Raw genomic sequence first — 13,839 nt, 5'->3', positions numbered from 1 at the left:
ATCGACGGATTTACGCACATGAGCGCACCGCGCACCCTCTACGACAAGATATTCGACGACCACGTCGTCGACCGCCAGGACGATGGCACCTGCCTGCTCTACATCGACCGCCATCTCGTCCATGAAGTGACCAGCCCGCAGGCCTTCGAAGGTCTGCGCATGACCGGCAGAAAAGTCCGGCATCCGGAAAAGACGCTGGCCGTGGTCGATCATAATGTCTCGACCTCGCCGGAGCGCAAATTCGGCATCAAGAACGAGGAAAGCCGCATCCAGGTCGAGGCCTTGGCCAAGAACGCTAGGGATTTCGGCGTCGAATATTACTCCGAAAACGATATCCGCCAGGGCATCGTCCACATCATCGGGCCGGAGCAGGGCTTCACGCTGCCTGGCATGACGATCGTCTGCGGCGACAGCCACACCTCGACGCATGGCGCCTTCGGCGCATTGGCACATGGCATCGGCACCTCCGAGGTCGAGCATGTGCTGGCGACCCAGACGCTGATCCAGCGCAAGGCCAAGAACATGCTGGTGCGCGTCGACGGCGTGCTGCCGGAAGGCGTCACCGCCAAGGACATTATCCTCGCCATCATCGGCGAGATCGGCACTGCCGGCGGCACCGGCTATGTCATCGAATATGCCGGCGAGGCGATCCGCGCGCTGTCGATGGAAGGCCGCATGACGATCTGCAACATGTCGATCGAGGGCGGCGCGCGCGCCGGCCTGATCGCGGCCGACGAAACCACCTTCGCCTATGTCAAAGACAAGCCGCGCGCGCCGAAGGGCGCGTCGTGGGACGCCGCGCTCGAATACTGGAAGACGCTGCAGTCCGACGAGGGCGCGCATTTCGACAAGGTGATCGTGCTCGACGCGGCCAAGCTGCCGCCGATCGTCTCCTGGGGTTCCTCGCCCGAGGACGTCGTTTCGGTGCAGGGCGTCGTTCCCGATCCGGAAGAGATCACGGACGAGAACAAGCGGACGTCAAAGATCCGCGCGCTCGACTATATGGGGCTGACGCCGGGCACGAAGATCACCGACATCACGCTCGACCGCGTCTTCATCGGCTCCTGCACCAATGGCCGCATCGAGGATCTGCGTGCGGTGGCCAAGGTGGTCGAAGGCAAGACGGTGAGTGCGCATGTCGATGCGATGATCGTGCCGGGCTCCGGTCTGGTCAAGGAACAGGCGGAGGCCGAGGGTCTCGACAAGATCTTCATTGCCGCCGGTTTCGACTGGCGCGAGCCGGGCTGCTCGATGTGCCTGGCCATGAACGACGACCGGCTGAAGCCGCATGAGCGCTGCGCCTCGACCTCGAACCGCAATTTCGAAGGCCGGCAGGGCTTCAAGGGCCGCACCCATCTGGTGTCGCCAGCCATGGCGGCGGCGGCGGCGATCGCCGGCCATTTCGTCGACATCCGCGACTGGAAATAGCGCAGACTGGTTCAAGCCTGATCTACCCCGAACGGCAAAACCGTTCGGGGTTTTGTTTAAAGCGCACCGCTCTAAGACCCTTGGGGTATTATGCCCTAGCCGGCACGCCGGATGATTTCATGAAATTCCTCCCGGCTGCCGGGTTCGTCGGCCGCGACCACCAGCGCCAGTTCGCGCTCGTCGAAGATCTTGAACCACTCGTCCCATTCGACCAGCTCGTAGCCGCCTGCGTTGACCGGGCGTTCAGGTTGATCCTGGTCCTGATAGGCGTGCTGGCCGAAGACGAGCCTCAGCAACGGCTGCGTTCCGGTTTCGGGCGATACATCGACGATCGCCGGAAATCCGGCGCGCCCTGCGGCCCATGAGCGAATTGCTTCGTGGTCGGTCAGCGTGATCGTGTCGGCCATGAATAACTTCTCCTTGATTGCTGTCACGAAACGCCGGCCTCAGGTCCCGGTTCCGTGCAGCAGCTTCATCAGTGGCGACTTGCATATTCGTCCCGGCTTAACCGCTTGTTGGGGCTTGCGCTCTAAGGTCTTCCCTGACGTCAAGCGGGGAAGTCACCGTCCTTTGGACACCGGCCTGTTCATAGCGCTGCTCAATCCGACGATCGCGCTGGCGCTCGGCGCGGCGTTCCTCGTGCTATGGTTCTATCAGCGCCACCGGCCCTATCTGGCTGTGCTCGGCACGAGCTATTGCGTGTCCGCGCCCGGCTTCCTGCTGCAGTATTTCACGCTGCCCGGCGGCATGGTGCTGACCAAGCTGGTCTCCAACCTCTGCTTCACGCTCGCCGCCTGCTGCCTCGTCGGTGCGATCATCTCGCGCTACGGCAGGCGCGTGCCCTATATCGCGATCGGCATTCTGGCGGGTGGCGGGATGCTGGCATTCTGCTGGTTCCTGTTCGTCCAGCCGGACTTGACTTGGCGCATCCTGTCGATCAATTTCGGCTTTGGCGGCCTCAGCCTGCTGGTCGCCGCCGAGCTGCGCGCCGTGCGCAAGAACGGCCCGACGGAAAAAATCCTGTTCGTACTGTCGCTGCTGTCCGGGCTGAACTTCATCGGCCGCACGCTGCTCGTCGTCATCTCGCACGGGCCGTTCACCAGCTATGACGGGTTTTATGGCTCGTCCTACTGGACGACGGCGCTTTTGTCGCACGCGCTGCTGTCGTTGCTGATCGCGCTCTGCCTGTTCTCGGCAGCTGCGCTCGACGTGATGAAGGCGCTGAAGACCGAGACGCACACCGATCCGCTGTCTGGCCTGCTCAACCGCAGGGGTTTCGAGGAGCGCGCCTTGCTGGTGCTGCAACACTGCGCCGCCGCCAAGGTGCCGGTCGCGCTGGTGCTGGCCGATCTCGATCACTTCAAGGCGCTCAACGACAAATACGGACATGCCGCGGGCGACCAGGTGATCGCCGACTTCGCCGCCAAGCTTCGCGCGGCCGCCGGCACGCGTGCGGTTGCCGGCCGCATCGGCGGCGAGGAGTTCGCCGTGCTTCTGTCGCTGAGCGATCTTGCCACGGCGCGGCTGTTTGCCGAAGCCGTGCGCACGCACTATTCGGCCGGCAGTGTCGACGGGTTGCCGCCGGGCACCAGGGTGACCGCGAGCTTCGGCGTCGCGGCGCGCACCGGCGACGAAGGGCTGGAGCCGCTGAGGCGGCGCGCCGACGAAGCGCTCTACAAGGCCAAGAAGAACGGCCGCGACAGCGTGCGATTGTCCTATGAGCGGGCGGAAACGGTGTTCATCCCGGATACAGGCAGCGTCGGTTAGCGTCTCGCATAAACGGCCTCTCGGCCGTGCCGGATCATCAGCGGCAAGGGCTGAGGTTGGGCATTTCGCCGTCGGAGAGGCCGTACATATAGGAGCGGCCCTTCACGAACACCGGCGGCTGGTAGCAGCCACGCCTGGAGATGTGATCCGCCTCGTCTTCATAAAGGACTTCCGGTTCCGCTTCCGGCTGCCCGGCGCTGGTGTAATCGGACAATTTCTTGGCCAGCCTGCCTTGGCCGACAATGATGCGCTTGTAGCCGGCGGCGCTGTCGATGACGAGATTGCCCAGGGAATCGGCATAGACGCGGTCATGATGGCGCGACCAGGCCATTGCCGGGGCGGCGAAGCCGAGACTGGCTGTCGCCAGCACAAGCGCCGCAAGGCGCGCTCTTCCTGAATTCGAAACCATGGTGTCCTCTCTGCTGTGGACCCGATCGAATCGGAAATTAACCTTTTCTTAACCTTTGTTAAGAGGGCAGGCGCATCCGGCGGCGATCTCTCGCCAAACATGGTTAATATCCGACGGGATGGAAAACCCGGGCGTCATCATTCGGCCATGCTTGCCCGCACCATCGGCCGCGACGCACACAACTACGCTGACGTCGGGTGAGCTTGATCTTGGTGGAACATCGCGGCTAGTTAGCCGCGCAGGAGGACAGCATATGGCGTTACGCCGGACGTTTCGGGTGACGCTGTTGTCGATCCCCCTGCTGACTGCCGCAGCCTGCGTGCCGCAGAACGGCGCGCCGACGGCGGTGAATACCGTACCACCCACTGTCGCGCCCGTGCCGGCTCAGCAGTCCGCCGCACCTGTGGCGCCCCCGGCTTCCGCAACGGCTCCGACAGCGCCTGCCGCACCTTCAGCCAAGATCGTCACCGACCTTACCGCGCCGCGGTCTGCTGTCGGCACGGCAACTTACAGATGCGGCAATGGCGGCATGATCACCATCCAGAACCTCGGCACGGCGTTGCGCGTTGTCAGGCCCGATGGCACGACCGAGGAGTTTGCCGCATCACCCGCCAACCAGTCCAGCCGCTACCAGGAAGCCGCGTCGCATGACGCAATCGTGATCGACGCGCGCGAGGCGCTGGTGATGAAGAGGGGCTCGACACCACAGACCTGCAAACGATAGCCTGGCGTCGATTGCAAAGGAAATGCCGCACTGCAGCGAACGGTGCGCCGGCTTTCGACGGTGGCCAAATCGATTGAAGCGAAACAGCAGCCTTTTGTCAGACTAAATGACGTTTTCAAAACGATTTTCCGGCTTTGACGCGGTGCAAAAAGAGCATTAGAAACCGGCTGTCTGAAGTCATATATCGAGGCGGTAAGTGCCGCTTTCCACCGCGGCTCCGGACATCGAACTGGGGCAGCCATGAGCAAATCACCAGCCACCCGAACCGCCAGACGTGAACGGCCGCTCTCGCCGCACCTGACGATTTACCGCCCACCGATCACCATGACGATGTCGATCATTCACCGCATCACTGGCGGGGCGCTGTATTTCGGCACGCTGCTGGTCGCCGCGTGGCTGATGGCGGCGGCGAGTTCGCAAGGCGCTTTCGATTGGATCAACTGGGCCTTCGGCACCTGGCTCGGCCGGCTCATCCTGTTCGGCTACACCTGGGCGCTGATGCACCACATGCTGGGCGGCGTGCGCCATCTCGTCTGGGACACCGGCGCCGGGCTGGAGAAACACACGGCATCGAAGATCGCCTGGGCGACGCTCGCCGGTTCCATCCTGCTCACGCTGCTGATCTGGGTCGCCGGCTACATGGCGCGGGGAACCTTGTGATGAGCGGCACGAACAACAACGATATGCGCACGCCGCTGGCCAAGGTCCGCGGTCTGGGCTCGGCCCGCGAAGGCACCGGGCATTTCTGGCGACAGCGGCTGACGGCCATTGCCAACATCCCGCTGATACTGTTCTTCGTCGGGTTCCTGATCGCGCTCAATGGCGCCGGCTTCGCCGAGGTGCGGGCGGCGCTCGCCAGTCCGTTCGTGGCGCTGGTGTTGGCGCTGGTGCTCGTTTCCGGTCTCACCCATATGCGTGTCGGCATGCAGGTCATTATCGAGGATTACGTGCATGCCGAAGGCATGAAGCTGGCGCTGATCGCACTCAGCACGTTTTTCACCATAGCGGTCGGCGTCGCCTCGATCTTCGCCCTGCTCAAACTGGCATTCGGAGGCTGATTTGGCCAAGGACGCGAAATCGGCCACCGGCTATACCTTTGTCGACCACAAGTTCGACGTGGTGGTCGTCGGCGCCGGCGGCGCCGGCCTGCGCGCCACGCTCGGCATGGCCGAGCAGGGCCTGCGCACGGCCTGCATCACCAAAGTGTTCCCGACCCGCTCGCACACGGTGGCGGCACAAGGCGGCATTGCCGCGTCGCTGTCCAACATGGGTCCGGACTCCTGGCAGTGGCACATGTACGACACCGTCAAGGGTTCGGACTGGCTGGGCGACGTCGACGCCATGGAATATCTGGTGCGCGAGGCACCGGCGGCGGTCTACGAGCTCGAGCATTACGGCGTGCCGTTCTCGCGCACCGAAGAGGGCAAGATCTACCAGCGGCCGTTCGGCGGGCACATGATGAATTATGGCGACGGCCCGCCGGTGCAGCGCACCTGTGCTGCCGCCGACCGCACCGGTCACGCCATCCTGCACACGCTCTACGGCCAGTCGCTGAAGAACAATGCACAGTTCTTCATCGAGTATTTTGCGCTCGACCTGATCATGGAACCGGACGGCACCTGCACCGGCGTCGTCGCCTGGAACCTCGACGACGGCACCATCCATCGCTTCTCCGCCAAGATGGTGGTGCTGGCGACCGGCGGATATGGCCGCGCCTATTTCTCGGCGACGTCGGCGCACACCTGTACAGGCGACGGCGGCGGCATGGCGGCACGGGCGGGCTTCCCGCTGCAGGACATGGAGTTCGTGCAGTTCCATCCGACAGGCATATACGGCGCCGGCTGCCTGATCACCGAAGGCGCGCGCGGCGAGGGCGGCTATCTCGTCAATTCCGAGGGCGAGCGCTTCATGGAACGCTACGCGCCGTCGGCCAAGGACCTGGCCTCGCGCGACGTCGTCTCGCGTTGCATGACGCTGGAGATCCGCGAAGGCCGCGGGGTCGGCAAGAACAAGGACCATATTTTCCTGCATCTCGACCATCTCGATCCGGCCGTGCTGCATGAGCGGCTGCCGGGCATTTCGGAATCGGCCAGGATTTTCGCCGGCGTCGACCTGACCAAGGAGCCGATCCCCGTGCTGCCGACGGTGCACTACAATATGGGCGGCGTGCCGACCAATTACTGGGGCGAGGTGCTGAACCCGACTGTCGAGAATCCTGACCGGGTGTCACCCGGGCTGATGGCGGTCGGCGAGGCCGGCTGTGCCTCCGTGCACGGCGCCAACCGGCTGGGCTCGAACTCGCTGATCGATCTGGTGGTGTTCGGCCGCGCCGCCGCAATCCGCGCCGGCCAGGTCATCGACCGTAATTCGGCGATCCCTTCGCCCAACGAAGCCTCGGTCGAAAACATCATGGACCGCTTCGACCGGCTGCGCCACGCCAATGGCTCGACGCCAACCGCTGTTCTGCGTGAGAAAATGCAGAAGGCGATGCAGGAAGACGCCGCCGTGTTCCGCACACAGGAGTCGCTCGAAAACGGCTGCAAGCGCATTTCGCAGATATGGACCGGGCTCAAGGACCTGAAAGTCTCCGACCGCTCGATGATCTGGAATTCCGACCTGGTCGAGACGCTGGAGCTGGAAAATCTGATGGCCAACGCCATCACCACGGTCTACGGCGCCGAGGCGCGCAAGGAGAGCCGCGGCGCGCATGCGCGCGAAGATTTCTCGGCCCGCGACGACACTATCTGGCGCAAGCATACGCTGGCCCGGCTAAGCGAGAACGGCCAGGTGAGCCTCAGCTATCGTCCCGTGCACACCGAGCCGCTGGTGGCGGAAAAGGACGGCGGCATCAGTCTTGCCAAGATCGCGCCGAAGGCCAGGGTATACTAACCATGGTGCCGAAGCCCGTCATCCGAAAGGATCTGAGGTAATGGTCGAACTCACGCTTCCCAAGAACTCCAAGGTGCAGCCGGGCAAGACCTGGCCGAAGCCGGAGGGCGCCACCAACCTGCGGGAATACCGCATCTACCGCTGGTCGCCCGACGATGACGAGAACCCGCGCATCGACACCTATTTCGTCGACATGGACGATTGCGGGCCGATGGTGCTCGACGCGCTGCTCTGGATCAAGAACAAGATCGATCCGACGCTTGCCTTGCGCCGCTCATGCCGCGAAGGCATTTGCGGCTCCTGCGCCATGAACATCGATGGCTCCAACACGCTGGCCTGTACCAAGGGCTGCGACGACATTTCCGGCGCCGTCAAGGTCTACCCGCTGCCGCATATGCAGGTGGTCAAGGATCTGGTGCCCGACCTCACCAATTTCTACGCCCAGCACGCCTCGATCCAGCCATGGCTGAAGACAGTGTCGCCAGAGCCGGCCAAGGAATGGCTGCAGAGCCATGAGGATCGCGAAAAGCTCGACGGGCTCTACGAGTGCATCCTGTGCGCCTGCTGCTCGACCTCGTGCCCGAGCTATTGGTGGAACGGCGACCGCTATCTCGGCCCGGCGACGTTGCTGCAGGCCTATCGCTGGCTGATCGACAGCCGCGACGAAGCCACGGGCGAACGGCTCGACGATCTCGAAGACCCGTTCCGGCTCTACCGCTGCCACACCATCATGAACTGCGCCCAGACCTGCCCGAAGGGGCTCAACCCGGCCAAGGCGATTGCCGAGATCAAGAAGATGATGGTGGAGCGGCGGGTTTAGTTGAGGCGAGTTCGCTCGCGGCAATCTCGAACGCGGCGATCCTTCGCGCGCCCCTCTGTCCTGCCGGACATCTCCCCGACGGGTGGGGAGATATCCGGTAGGACAGAGAGGTGGGCGCTGTCTCGCCGGCGCTAGAAAGGATACTCAACCCAATGAGCGAAGAGCTTCCAATCCTTAATCCGATCGAAGTCCGTGTGCTCGGCTGCCTGATCGAGAAGAAGGAGCTGACGCCGGATGTCTATCCGCTGACGCTGAATGCAGCACTTGCAGCCGCCAACCAGAAGACGGCGCGCGAGCCTGTGATGGCGCTCGAGCCGACAGAGGTGCATCGGACGCTGAAGCTGCTCGAGCAGAAGGGGCTGGTGCGTCAGATGTTCGGCTCGCGCGTCGAGCGCTATGAGCATCAGATGGCGCAGCGCTTCTCGCTGACGAGGCCGCAGACTGCGGTGATCGGCCTGCTTTTGCTGCGCGGGCCGCAGACGGCGCATGAGTTGCTGGCGCGAGCTGAGCGCATGGCGCGGTTTTCGTCGATCGAAGACCTGCGCGCTGAACTCGACATGCTGATCGGCCGCCGACCGCCGCTGATCCAGGAAATACCGCGCGGGCCAGGCCAGCGCGAGGACCGCTACGTGCATCTGCTCGCAGGACCGGTGGACGTCGCGGCGTTATCGGTGCAGCGGAGCGCGCCGGCCTTGCCTGCTTCCGACCTGGAAGCGAGATTGGAGGCTCTGGAGCAGGAAGTCGCAGCCCTTCGCGCCCGGCTTGATGCGCTGGGCGCCTAATAGTTATCCGAGACGTTGGTGGGACAGCACCCCCCTCCGGCCTGCCGGCCATCTCCCCCTCAAGTGGGGAGATCAGATGTCACGCCGGCCTTCGCCAATCACGAACGTCGAAAGAAAGTGCCAGCTACCGAGCTTCCAATCTCCCCGGGAGATGCCCGGCAGGGCAGAGGGGGGCGCGAAGAATCGCTACCCCGGGCAAAATCGGCGGATCACCCTAGCTTCGCGTCGAGCGACACTGCGATGGCCCCCAGCGCCTTCGAAACCGGGCACTCCGCCTTGGCCTTCTCGGCCAGTTCCTTGAACTTCGCCGCATCAATGCCCGGTACCTTGCCGACCAGGGTGATGGCGCTGCCGGTGATGCCGGTGCCGGGGACCAGCGTCACCACCGCCTTGGCGTCGAGCTCGGTGGCGGGCGTGCCGTTCTCGGCCAGGAAATGCGACAGCTGCATGGCGTAGCATCCGGCGTGTGCCGCCGCGATCAACTCTTCGGGATTGGTGCCGGATTTGCCGCTCTCGTCCTCGAAGCGAGCCTTGAACGAATAGGGCGTGCCTTTCAAAGTGCCGCTCTGGCTGTCGAGCGTGCCCGTGCCCTCCTTCAGATTGCCTTTCCAGACGGCGTTTGCGGTACGGTCCATAGAATTCTCCTTGACTACAGCGACAGCGCCGGCCACGCGGCGTTCCCTCCAACTATAGCGCGGCGGCAGGGGAAGACCACCGCGCTGTTTCGGCCGGATGCGACGCCGGCGTGCCCTGCAAATTCTTCTGAAAAAATGTGCGTGCAAAAATGTCGACTTGCATCGGCGCCGGCCGTCCTGCGAGCGTCCACGGATTCTCGTGGCGGATGGAGATCCAAGATGAACAATCTGTTTTCTGCCCATTGGAACGACGCCGACAAAAGCGCGCGTCTACACGAGATCGAGTGCTCGCGACCTTCCGGCTTCGGCCGGCTGCTTGCTGCGGTCGCCGTGATCGGCATTGCGGTCTGCGTGCTCGACCACGCTGCTGCCGGCAAGGATGCCGCCGGCGCCGTGATCGCATATGCTTCGTCACAGCAAGGGAGCTGGAAATGAAATATGTCTGTCTGGTCTACGGCGAGGAAAAGGACCTCCATGCCATGACGCCGGAGCGTCAGGCCAAGCTCGACGCCGATTCGATGGCCTACGACCGGTCATTGGACCAGCAAGGCAAGCTGATCATCGCGCAGGCGCTGCAATCGGTGAAGACGTCGAAGACGGTGCGGCGGCGCCAGGGCAAGCGGCTGATCACGGACGGTCCGTTTGCCGAAACCAAGGAGCAATTGCTCGGTTTCGTCATGATCGAGGCCGACGGTCTCGAACAGGCGCTGGCGATCGCAGGCGAGATTCCGCTGGCCGAAATCGGCACGATCGAGGTCAGGGCGATCTACGACGTGCCGGGGTCATAGGCGGCGGCGAGGTCATGCAGGCCGGCGGATCATATCCGCCGCCTTCTCGGCGATCATCACCACTGGCGAGGCGGTGTTGCCGGAGACGATGCGCGGCATGATCGACGCGTCGATGATCCGCAGCCCCTCGATACCGGTCACGCGCAGGTCCGGGCTGACGACGGCGCGGTCGTCGACACCCATCCGGCAGGTGCCGACCGGGTGGAAGATGGTCGTGGCGATCGAGCCGATCTGGTGCAGCAGGTCCTCGTCCGACTGGTGGGCGAGACCAGGCAGGATTTCTTCCGGATGGAAGCCGGCAAGAGCCTTGGCGGTCATGATGCCGCGCGCCTGGCGCACCGAACGCAGCGCGATCTCGCGGTCGCGCACCGTCGAGAGATAGTTCAGCCGGATTTCCGGCTGCACCGCCAGGTCGCGGGTCGTGGCGTGCACCGAGCCGACGCTCTCGGGCCGCAGATTGCAGACCGACATGGTGATTGCCGGGAACGGGTGCAGCGGGTCGCCCAGCCGGTCGGTAGACAAGGGCTGGACGTGGTACTCCAGGTCCGGCGTCGCCATCGACGGACTGGATTTCGAGAACATGCCGAACTGGCTCGGCGCCATCGACATCGGTCCCGAGCGGCCAAAGGCATATTGCAGCGCGATCTTCGCCTTGCCGCTCAGGCTGTTGGCTAGCGTGTTGAGCGTCAGCGCCGACGACACTTTGTAGACAGTGCGGATCTGCAGATGGTCCTGAAGGTTCTCGCCGACATCGGGGCTGGCGTGAACCACATCGATGCCGAGCGCGGCGAGGCGATCCGGCTCGCCGACCCCGGAAAGCTCCAGCAGTTTCGGCGTGTTGATCGAACCGGCGGTCAGCAGCACCTCGCTCCTGGCCTTTGCCTCAATGGTTCGGCCGCCGGCGCGATAACAAACGCCGATAGCACGCTTGCCCTCGAACAACACCGTCTCGACATGGGCGTTGACGACCAGCCTCAGGTTCGGCCGTCGCAGCGCCGGGCGCAAGAATGCCTTGGCTGTGTTCCAGCGCACGCCCTTGCTCTGGTTGACTTCGAAGAAGCCGGACCCCTCATTGTCGCCGTCATTGAAATCCTCGCGCGGCATGATGCCGAATTCCTTGGCCGCCTCCTGCACGGTGTTCAGGATCGGCCAGGACAGGCGTTGCCGCGCCACTTTCCATTCGCCGCCGGAGCCATGCAGCTTGGTCTTGCCGCCATGATGGTCCTCGGATTTGAGGAAGTAGGGCAGCACATCGTCCCAGCCCCAGCCGACATTGCCCATCTGCCGCCAGCCATCGTAGTCCGCCGCCTGGCCGCGCATGTAGATCATGCCGTTGACCGAGGTGCAGCCGCCCAGCACCTTGCCGCGGGGATAGACCAGCGAGCGGCCGTTCAGGCCGGATTCGGGGGCAGTCTTCATCATCCAGTCGGTGCGCGGATTGCCGATGCAATAGAGATAGCCGACCGGGATATGCACCCAGTGATAATTGTCGCTGCCGCCGGCCTCAAGCAGCAGCACGCGCGTCGCCGGGTTTTCGCTCAGCCGATTGGCCAGCACGCAGCCCGCCGTGCCTGCGCCGACGATGATGTAGTCGTAGTCGCCATCGAGCCGTTGGGTCATTGCGGTGGTTTACTCGGCGGTGTTCTACTCGGTTCTGCCGCCTGTTCGGCCCAGAACGATCGCAGCGTATCGGCAAGGCCGCAATAGGCGCGATAACGCCTGTTGTAATGGTCCTGCATGGCCGGGTTCGGACGGTAGGCGGCGCTTGACCGGGTCATGGCGTCGACGCCGGCCTCATAGTCGGCGAACAGGCCGGCCGCGACCCCGGCGCCGATCGCCGCACCAAGTGCGCCGGTCTCGCGTGCTTCAGGGACGGTGATCGGCACGCCAAGCCCGTCGGCGAAGATCTGCGGCCAGTGCTCGCTGCGCGAACCGCCGCCGGACAGGACCGCTTTGTCGAAGCTGACACCGGCGTCCTTCAGAACATTGATGTGGCGCCGGTGCTCGAACATCACGCCCTCGAACAGCGCGCGCAGCATATGGCCTTCCCTATGCCAGCCGGCGAGGCCGTAGAAGCCGGCGCGGAACTCCGCCCCTTGTCCCGACCCGTAGAGAAACGGGTGGAACATCGGATCGTCCCAGGTTGGCGTCACCGCGCCGACAGCCGCGTTGCAGTGGCCGAACGGATCGTCATGATGGGCACCGCGCTCGATGCGAAGTCAGCGTTATCGCTAAGCGGTTGCATCATTAGTGCCCGTGACGAGCGACCTGAACCCAGGACGTCCGATCTCGGCGTCTGGATGATTAGGGGGCCAGCTCTGTTTTCTCATCAGATACAATTCTTGCGTGTTGAAGCAACGCCGGAGTTCTCCTATCGTCGCCGCAATTTTCGGGGGAATTCGACATGCCTTTCCTGATTGCTATTCTCGGCGTGCTGGGAGCCGGGGCGTTCTGGTGGTATCGCATGAAGGCCATGAACGAAGCCGCGCGCGAGGTCGCCGACGTCGTCGGCCGCGTCCAGGGCAACATAAGGCGCAAGAAGCTGCGCAAGCAGGCGGCGCTGTCGCCGCTGACGGCGATCGACGATCCGGTGGTGGCGGCGGCAACGCTGATCACCGCACTGGCAGCGGAGCACGGCCCGATCCTGCCGAAGCGCGAAACGGTCATCCGCGAGGTGATCTCGCAGATTGCGGACAACCAGAAGAAGACCGATGAAGCCGTCGTCTACGCCAAATGGGCCGCGGCGCAGATCGACGACACGACGATCGTCATCGACAAGCTGGCGCCCTTCCTGCGCGAGCGCCTCGATCCCCACGAGCGCGAAGACCTGCTGCAGATGCTGGATCGTGTTGCCAAGAGCGGCGAGCAGAGTTTCAAGGTCGCCGACCAACGCATGCTGCGACTGCGGCAGAAGCTGGGGTTTGAGGTCAACTGAGAAACAGCCCGGGCCGCATGTCATTCTGGATAGGGAGCGTGGTAGGATCGGCTGCCGCTTACCTTATCGGCTCTACGCCTGCCGGCTATCTGGCGGGGAAACTGCTTAAGGGCATCGATATCCGGGAGCACGGCTCCAAGTCCACCGGTGCGACAAATGTATTGCGCACACTCGGGAAATGGCCAGCATTGGTGGTGCTTCTGGTGGACGTGCTGAAAGGGGCGGCAGCGGTCATCTTTGCCCGTTGGTTTTGTTTCTGGTCTTCCGCAACGCCGCCGTCGGCAATATCTGATATGCCCGTTTGGGCTCCTTGGGTTGTATGCCTGGCCGGACTCGCTGTTTTGCTTGGGCATAGCCGTTCGATCTGGCTGAATTTCACCGGCGGCAAATCGGCTGCGACGGGGTTGGGTGTTTTGTTGGCGATGTCCTGGCCTGTGGGTCTAGGCGCGGCGACGGCATTTGCCGTGGTGTTGGCAGTTTCCCGAATTGTGTCCCTGAGTTCGATGCTGGCGGCGCTCACCGCGATCGCCCTCGTCGGCGGCATGGAACAACCATTGCCCTACCGGTTGCTGGTCATCGCCGGCGGCATCTACGTGATCGTGCGCCACCGCGCCAACATTGCGCGGCTGATGTCAGGAGCCGAGCCGCGTCTATGACAAAGC

Annotated in this window: 16 protein-coding genes and 1 pseudogene; 12 read left to right on the top strand and 5 right to left on the bottom strand. The window is 63.7% G+C overall.

All coding sequences use genetic code 11. From position 1 onward, the window contains the following. Positions 1-18: 18 nt before the first annotated feature. Positions 19-1,428 (top strand): 3-isopropylmalate dehydratase large subunit, encoded by a 1,410-nt coding sequence (gene leuC / locus NKK52_RS24050; protein ID WP_023683880.1) that lies wholly within the window; start codon positions 19-21, stop codon positions 1,426-1,428. A 95-nt stretch (positions 1,429-1,523) separates the two neighbouring features. Here the strand turns inward: leuC and NKK52_RS24045 are convergent, their stop codons facing one another. Continuing rightward, the gene (locus NKK52_RS24045; protein WP_023670517.1) at positions 1,524-1,835 is read right to left on the bottom strand and encodes a hypothetical protein; all 312 of its coding nucleotides are present in this window, start codon (positions 1,833-1,835) and stop codon (positions 1,524-1,526) included. A gap of 163 nt (positions 1,836-1,998) precedes the next feature. On the opposite strand from NKK52_RS24045, the gene NKK52_RS24040 reads away from it, so the two are divergent. Continuing rightward, positions 1,999-3,195, top strand: a complete 1,197-nt coding sequence (locus tag NKK52_RS24040; protein WP_023683881.1) for a GGDEF domain-containing protein — start codon at positions 1,999-2,001, stop codon at positions 3,193-3,195. Between the two features lie 37 nt (positions 3,196-3,232). Here NKK52_RS24040 and NKK52_RS24035 read toward each other — a convergent pair whose 3' ends face one another. Beyond that, positions 3,233-3,604 carry a hypothetical protein gene (locus NKK52_RS24035; RefSeq protein WP_023683882.1) on the bottom strand — a complete coding sequence of 124 codons (372 nt, stop codon included), beginning with the start codon at positions 3,602-3,604 and terminating at the stop codon, positions 3,233-3,235. 253 nt (positions 3,605-3,857) lie between these two features. Here NKK52_RS24035 and NKK52_RS24030 point away from each other — a divergent pair, with 253 nt between their 5' ends. From NKK52_RS24030 to NKK52_RS24005, 6 genes are all read left to right on the top strand, one after another. Continuing rightward, positions 3,858-4,328, top strand: coding sequence for a hypothetical protein (locus NKK52_RS24030; RefSeq protein ID WP_023709350.1), 471 nt, complete (start codon positions 3,858-3,860; stop codon positions 4,326-4,328). A 240-nt stretch (positions 4,329-4,568) separates the two neighbouring features. Continuing rightward, positions 4,569-4,988 carry a succinate dehydrogenase, cytochrome b556 subunit gene (gene sdhC / locus NKK52_RS24025; protein ID WP_023683884.1) on the top strand — a complete coding sequence of 140 codons (420 nt, stop codon included), beginning with the start codon at positions 4,569-4,571 and terminating at the stop codon, positions 4,986-4,988. Beyond that, positions 4,988-5,386, top strand: coding sequence for a succinate dehydrogenase, hydrophobic membrane anchor protein (gene sdhD / locus NKK52_RS24020; RefSeq protein WP_023683885.1), 399 nt, complete (start codon positions 4,988-4,990; stop codon positions 5,384-5,386). Before sdhC ends, sdhD begins: the two co-directional genes overlap by 1 nt. A gap of 1 nt (position 5,387) precedes the next feature. Next, positions 5,388-7,217, top strand: coding sequence for a succinate dehydrogenase flavoprotein subunit (sdhA, locus tag NKK52_RS24015; RefSeq protein ID WP_023683886.1), 1,830 nt, complete (start codon positions 5,388-5,390; stop codon positions 7,215-7,217). Positions 7,218-7,257: 40 nt separating this feature from the next. Further along, a complete protein-coding gene (locus NKK52_RS24010) occupies positions 7,258-8,037 on the top strand; it encodes a succinate dehydrogenase iron-sulfur subunit (RefSeq protein WP_023670510.1) in 780 nt (259 codons plus the stop codon). Between the two features lie 152 nt (positions 8,038-8,189). After that, positions 8,190-8,819 carry a YceH family protein gene (locus NKK52_RS24005; RefSeq protein WP_023683887.1) on the top strand — a complete coding sequence of 210 codons (630 nt, stop codon included), beginning with the start codon at positions 8,190-8,192 and terminating at the stop codon, positions 8,817-8,819. A 209-nt stretch (positions 8,820-9,028) separates the two neighbouring features. On the opposite strand, the gene NKK52_RS24000 is transcribed toward NKK52_RS24005, so the two are convergent. Beyond that, complete coding sequence (locus tag NKK52_RS24000; protein WP_023683888.1) at positions 9,029-9,454, bottom strand: OsmC family protein; 426 nt, start codon at positions 9,452-9,454, stop codon at positions 9,029-9,031. A 219-nt stretch (positions 9,455-9,673) separates the two neighbouring features. Here NKK52_RS24000 and NKK52_RS23995 point away from each other — a divergent pair, with 219 nt between their 5' ends. Both NKK52_RS23995 and NKK52_RS23990 read left to right on the top strand, forming a co-directional pair. After that, the gene (locus NKK52_RS23995) at positions 9,674-9,889 is read left to right on the top strand and encodes a hypothetical protein (protein WP_023683889.1); all 216 of its coding nucleotides are present in this window, start codon (positions 9,674-9,676) and stop codon (positions 9,887-9,889) included. Then, on the top strand, positions 9,886-10,242 hold the full coding sequence (locus NKK52_RS23990) for a YciI family protein (protein ID WP_023683890.1): 357 nt from the start codon (positions 9,886-9,888) through the stop codon (positions 10,240-10,242). Before NKK52_RS23995 ends, NKK52_RS23990 begins: the two co-directional genes overlap by 4 nt. 12 nt (positions 10,243-10,254) lie before the next feature. On the opposite strand, the gene NKK52_RS23985 is transcribed toward NKK52_RS23990, so the two are convergent. Both NKK52_RS23985 and NKK52_RS23980 read right to left on the bottom strand, forming a co-directional pair. After that, a complete protein-coding gene (locus tag NKK52_RS23985) occupies positions 10,255-11,862 on the bottom strand; it encodes a GMC family oxidoreductase (RefSeq protein ID WP_023683891.1) in 1,608 nt (535 codons plus the stop codon). Beyond that, positions 11,859-12,449 (bottom strand): annotated as a pseudogene (locus NKK52_RS23980) (FGGY-family carbohydrate kinase); the annotation flags it as partial. The gene NKK52_RS23985 and the pseudogene NKK52_RS23980, both read right to left, overlap by 4 nt. Before the next feature lie 197 nt (positions 12,450-12,646). Here NKK52_RS23980 and NKK52_RS23975 point away from each other — a divergent pair. Both NKK52_RS23975 and plsY read left to right on the top strand, forming a co-directional pair. After that, positions 12,647-13,177, top strand: a complete 531-nt coding sequence (locus NKK52_RS23975; RefSeq protein ID WP_023670503.1) for a hypothetical protein — start codon at positions 12,647-12,649, stop codon at positions 13,175-13,177. A 17-nt stretch (positions 13,178-13,194) separates the two neighbouring features. After that, the gene (gene plsY / locus NKK52_RS23970; RefSeq protein ID WP_031198474.1) at positions 13,195-13,833 is read left to right on the top strand and encodes a glycerol-3-phosphate 1-O-acyltransferase PlsY; all 639 of its coding nucleotides are present in this window, start codon (positions 13,195-13,197) and stop codon (positions 13,831-13,833) included. Positions 13,834-13,839: the final 6 nt, after the last annotated feature.

Origin of the sequence: Mesorhizobium sp. C277A, assembly GCF_040324395.1 — a bacterium.
GTDB lineage: Bacteria > Pseudomonadota > Alphaproteobacteria > Rhizobiales > Rhizobiaceae > Mesorhizobium.
The sequence above is the reverse complement of the archived record's forward strand: the minus strand, read 5'-3'. Positions and strand labels throughout refer to the sequence as shown.

Bases quoted from the DNA above. Each gene is read 5' to 3' on its own strand.
- leuC (WP_023683880.1), top strand. From the start codon at position 19: ATGAGCGCACCGCGCACCCTCTACGACAAGATATTCGACGACCACGTC.
- NKK52_RS24045 (WP_023670517.1), bottom strand. From the start codon at position 1,835: ATGGCCGACACGATCACGCTGACCGACCACGAAGCAATTCGCTCATGG.
- NKK52_RS24035 (WP_023683882.1), bottom strand. From the start codon at position 3,604: ATGGTTTCGAATTCAGGAAGAGCGCGCCTTGCGGCGCTTGTGCTGGCG.
- NKK52_RS24030 (WP_023709350.1), top strand. From the start codon at position 3,858: ATGGCGTTACGCCGGACGTTTCGGGTGACGCTGTTGTCGATCCCCCTG.
- sdhC (WP_023683884.1), top strand. From the start codon at position 4,569: ATGAGCAAATCACCAGCCACCCGAACCGCCAGACGTGAACGGCCGCTC.
- sdhD (WP_023683885.1), top strand. From the start codon at position 4,988: ATGAGCGGCACGAACAACAACGATATGCGCACGCCGCTGGCCAAGGTC.
- NKK52_RS24010 (WP_023670510.1), top strand. From the start codon at position 7,258: ATGGTCGAACTCACGCTTCCCAAGAACTCCAAGGTGCAGCCGGGCAAG.
- NKK52_RS24005 (WP_023683887.1), top strand. From the start codon at position 8,190: ATGAGCGAAGAGCTTCCAATCCTTAATCCGATCGAAGTCCGTGTGCTC.
- NKK52_RS24000 (WP_023683888.1), bottom strand. From the start codon at position 9,454: ATGGACCGTACCGCAAACGCCGTCTGGAAAGGCAATCTGAAGGAGGGC.
- NKK52_RS23995 (WP_023683889.1), top strand. From the start codon at position 9,674: ATGAACAATCTGTTTTCTGCCCATTGGAACGACGCCGACAAAAGCGCG.
- NKK52_RS23990 (WP_023683890.1), top strand. From the start codon at position 9,886: ATGAAATATGTCTGTCTGGTCTACGGCGAGGAAAAGGACCTCCATGCC.
- NKK52_RS23985 (WP_023683891.1), bottom strand. From the start codon at position 11,862: ATGACCCAACGGCTCGATGGCGACTACGACTACATCATCGTCGGCGCA.
- NKK52_RS23975 (WP_023670503.1), top strand. From the start codon at position 12,647: ATGCCTTTCCTGATTGCTATTCTCGGCGTGCTGGGAGCCGGGGCGTTC.
- plsY (WP_031198474.1), top strand. From the start codon at position 13,195: ATGTCATTCTGGATAGGGAGCGTGGTAGGATCGGCTGCCGCTTACCTT.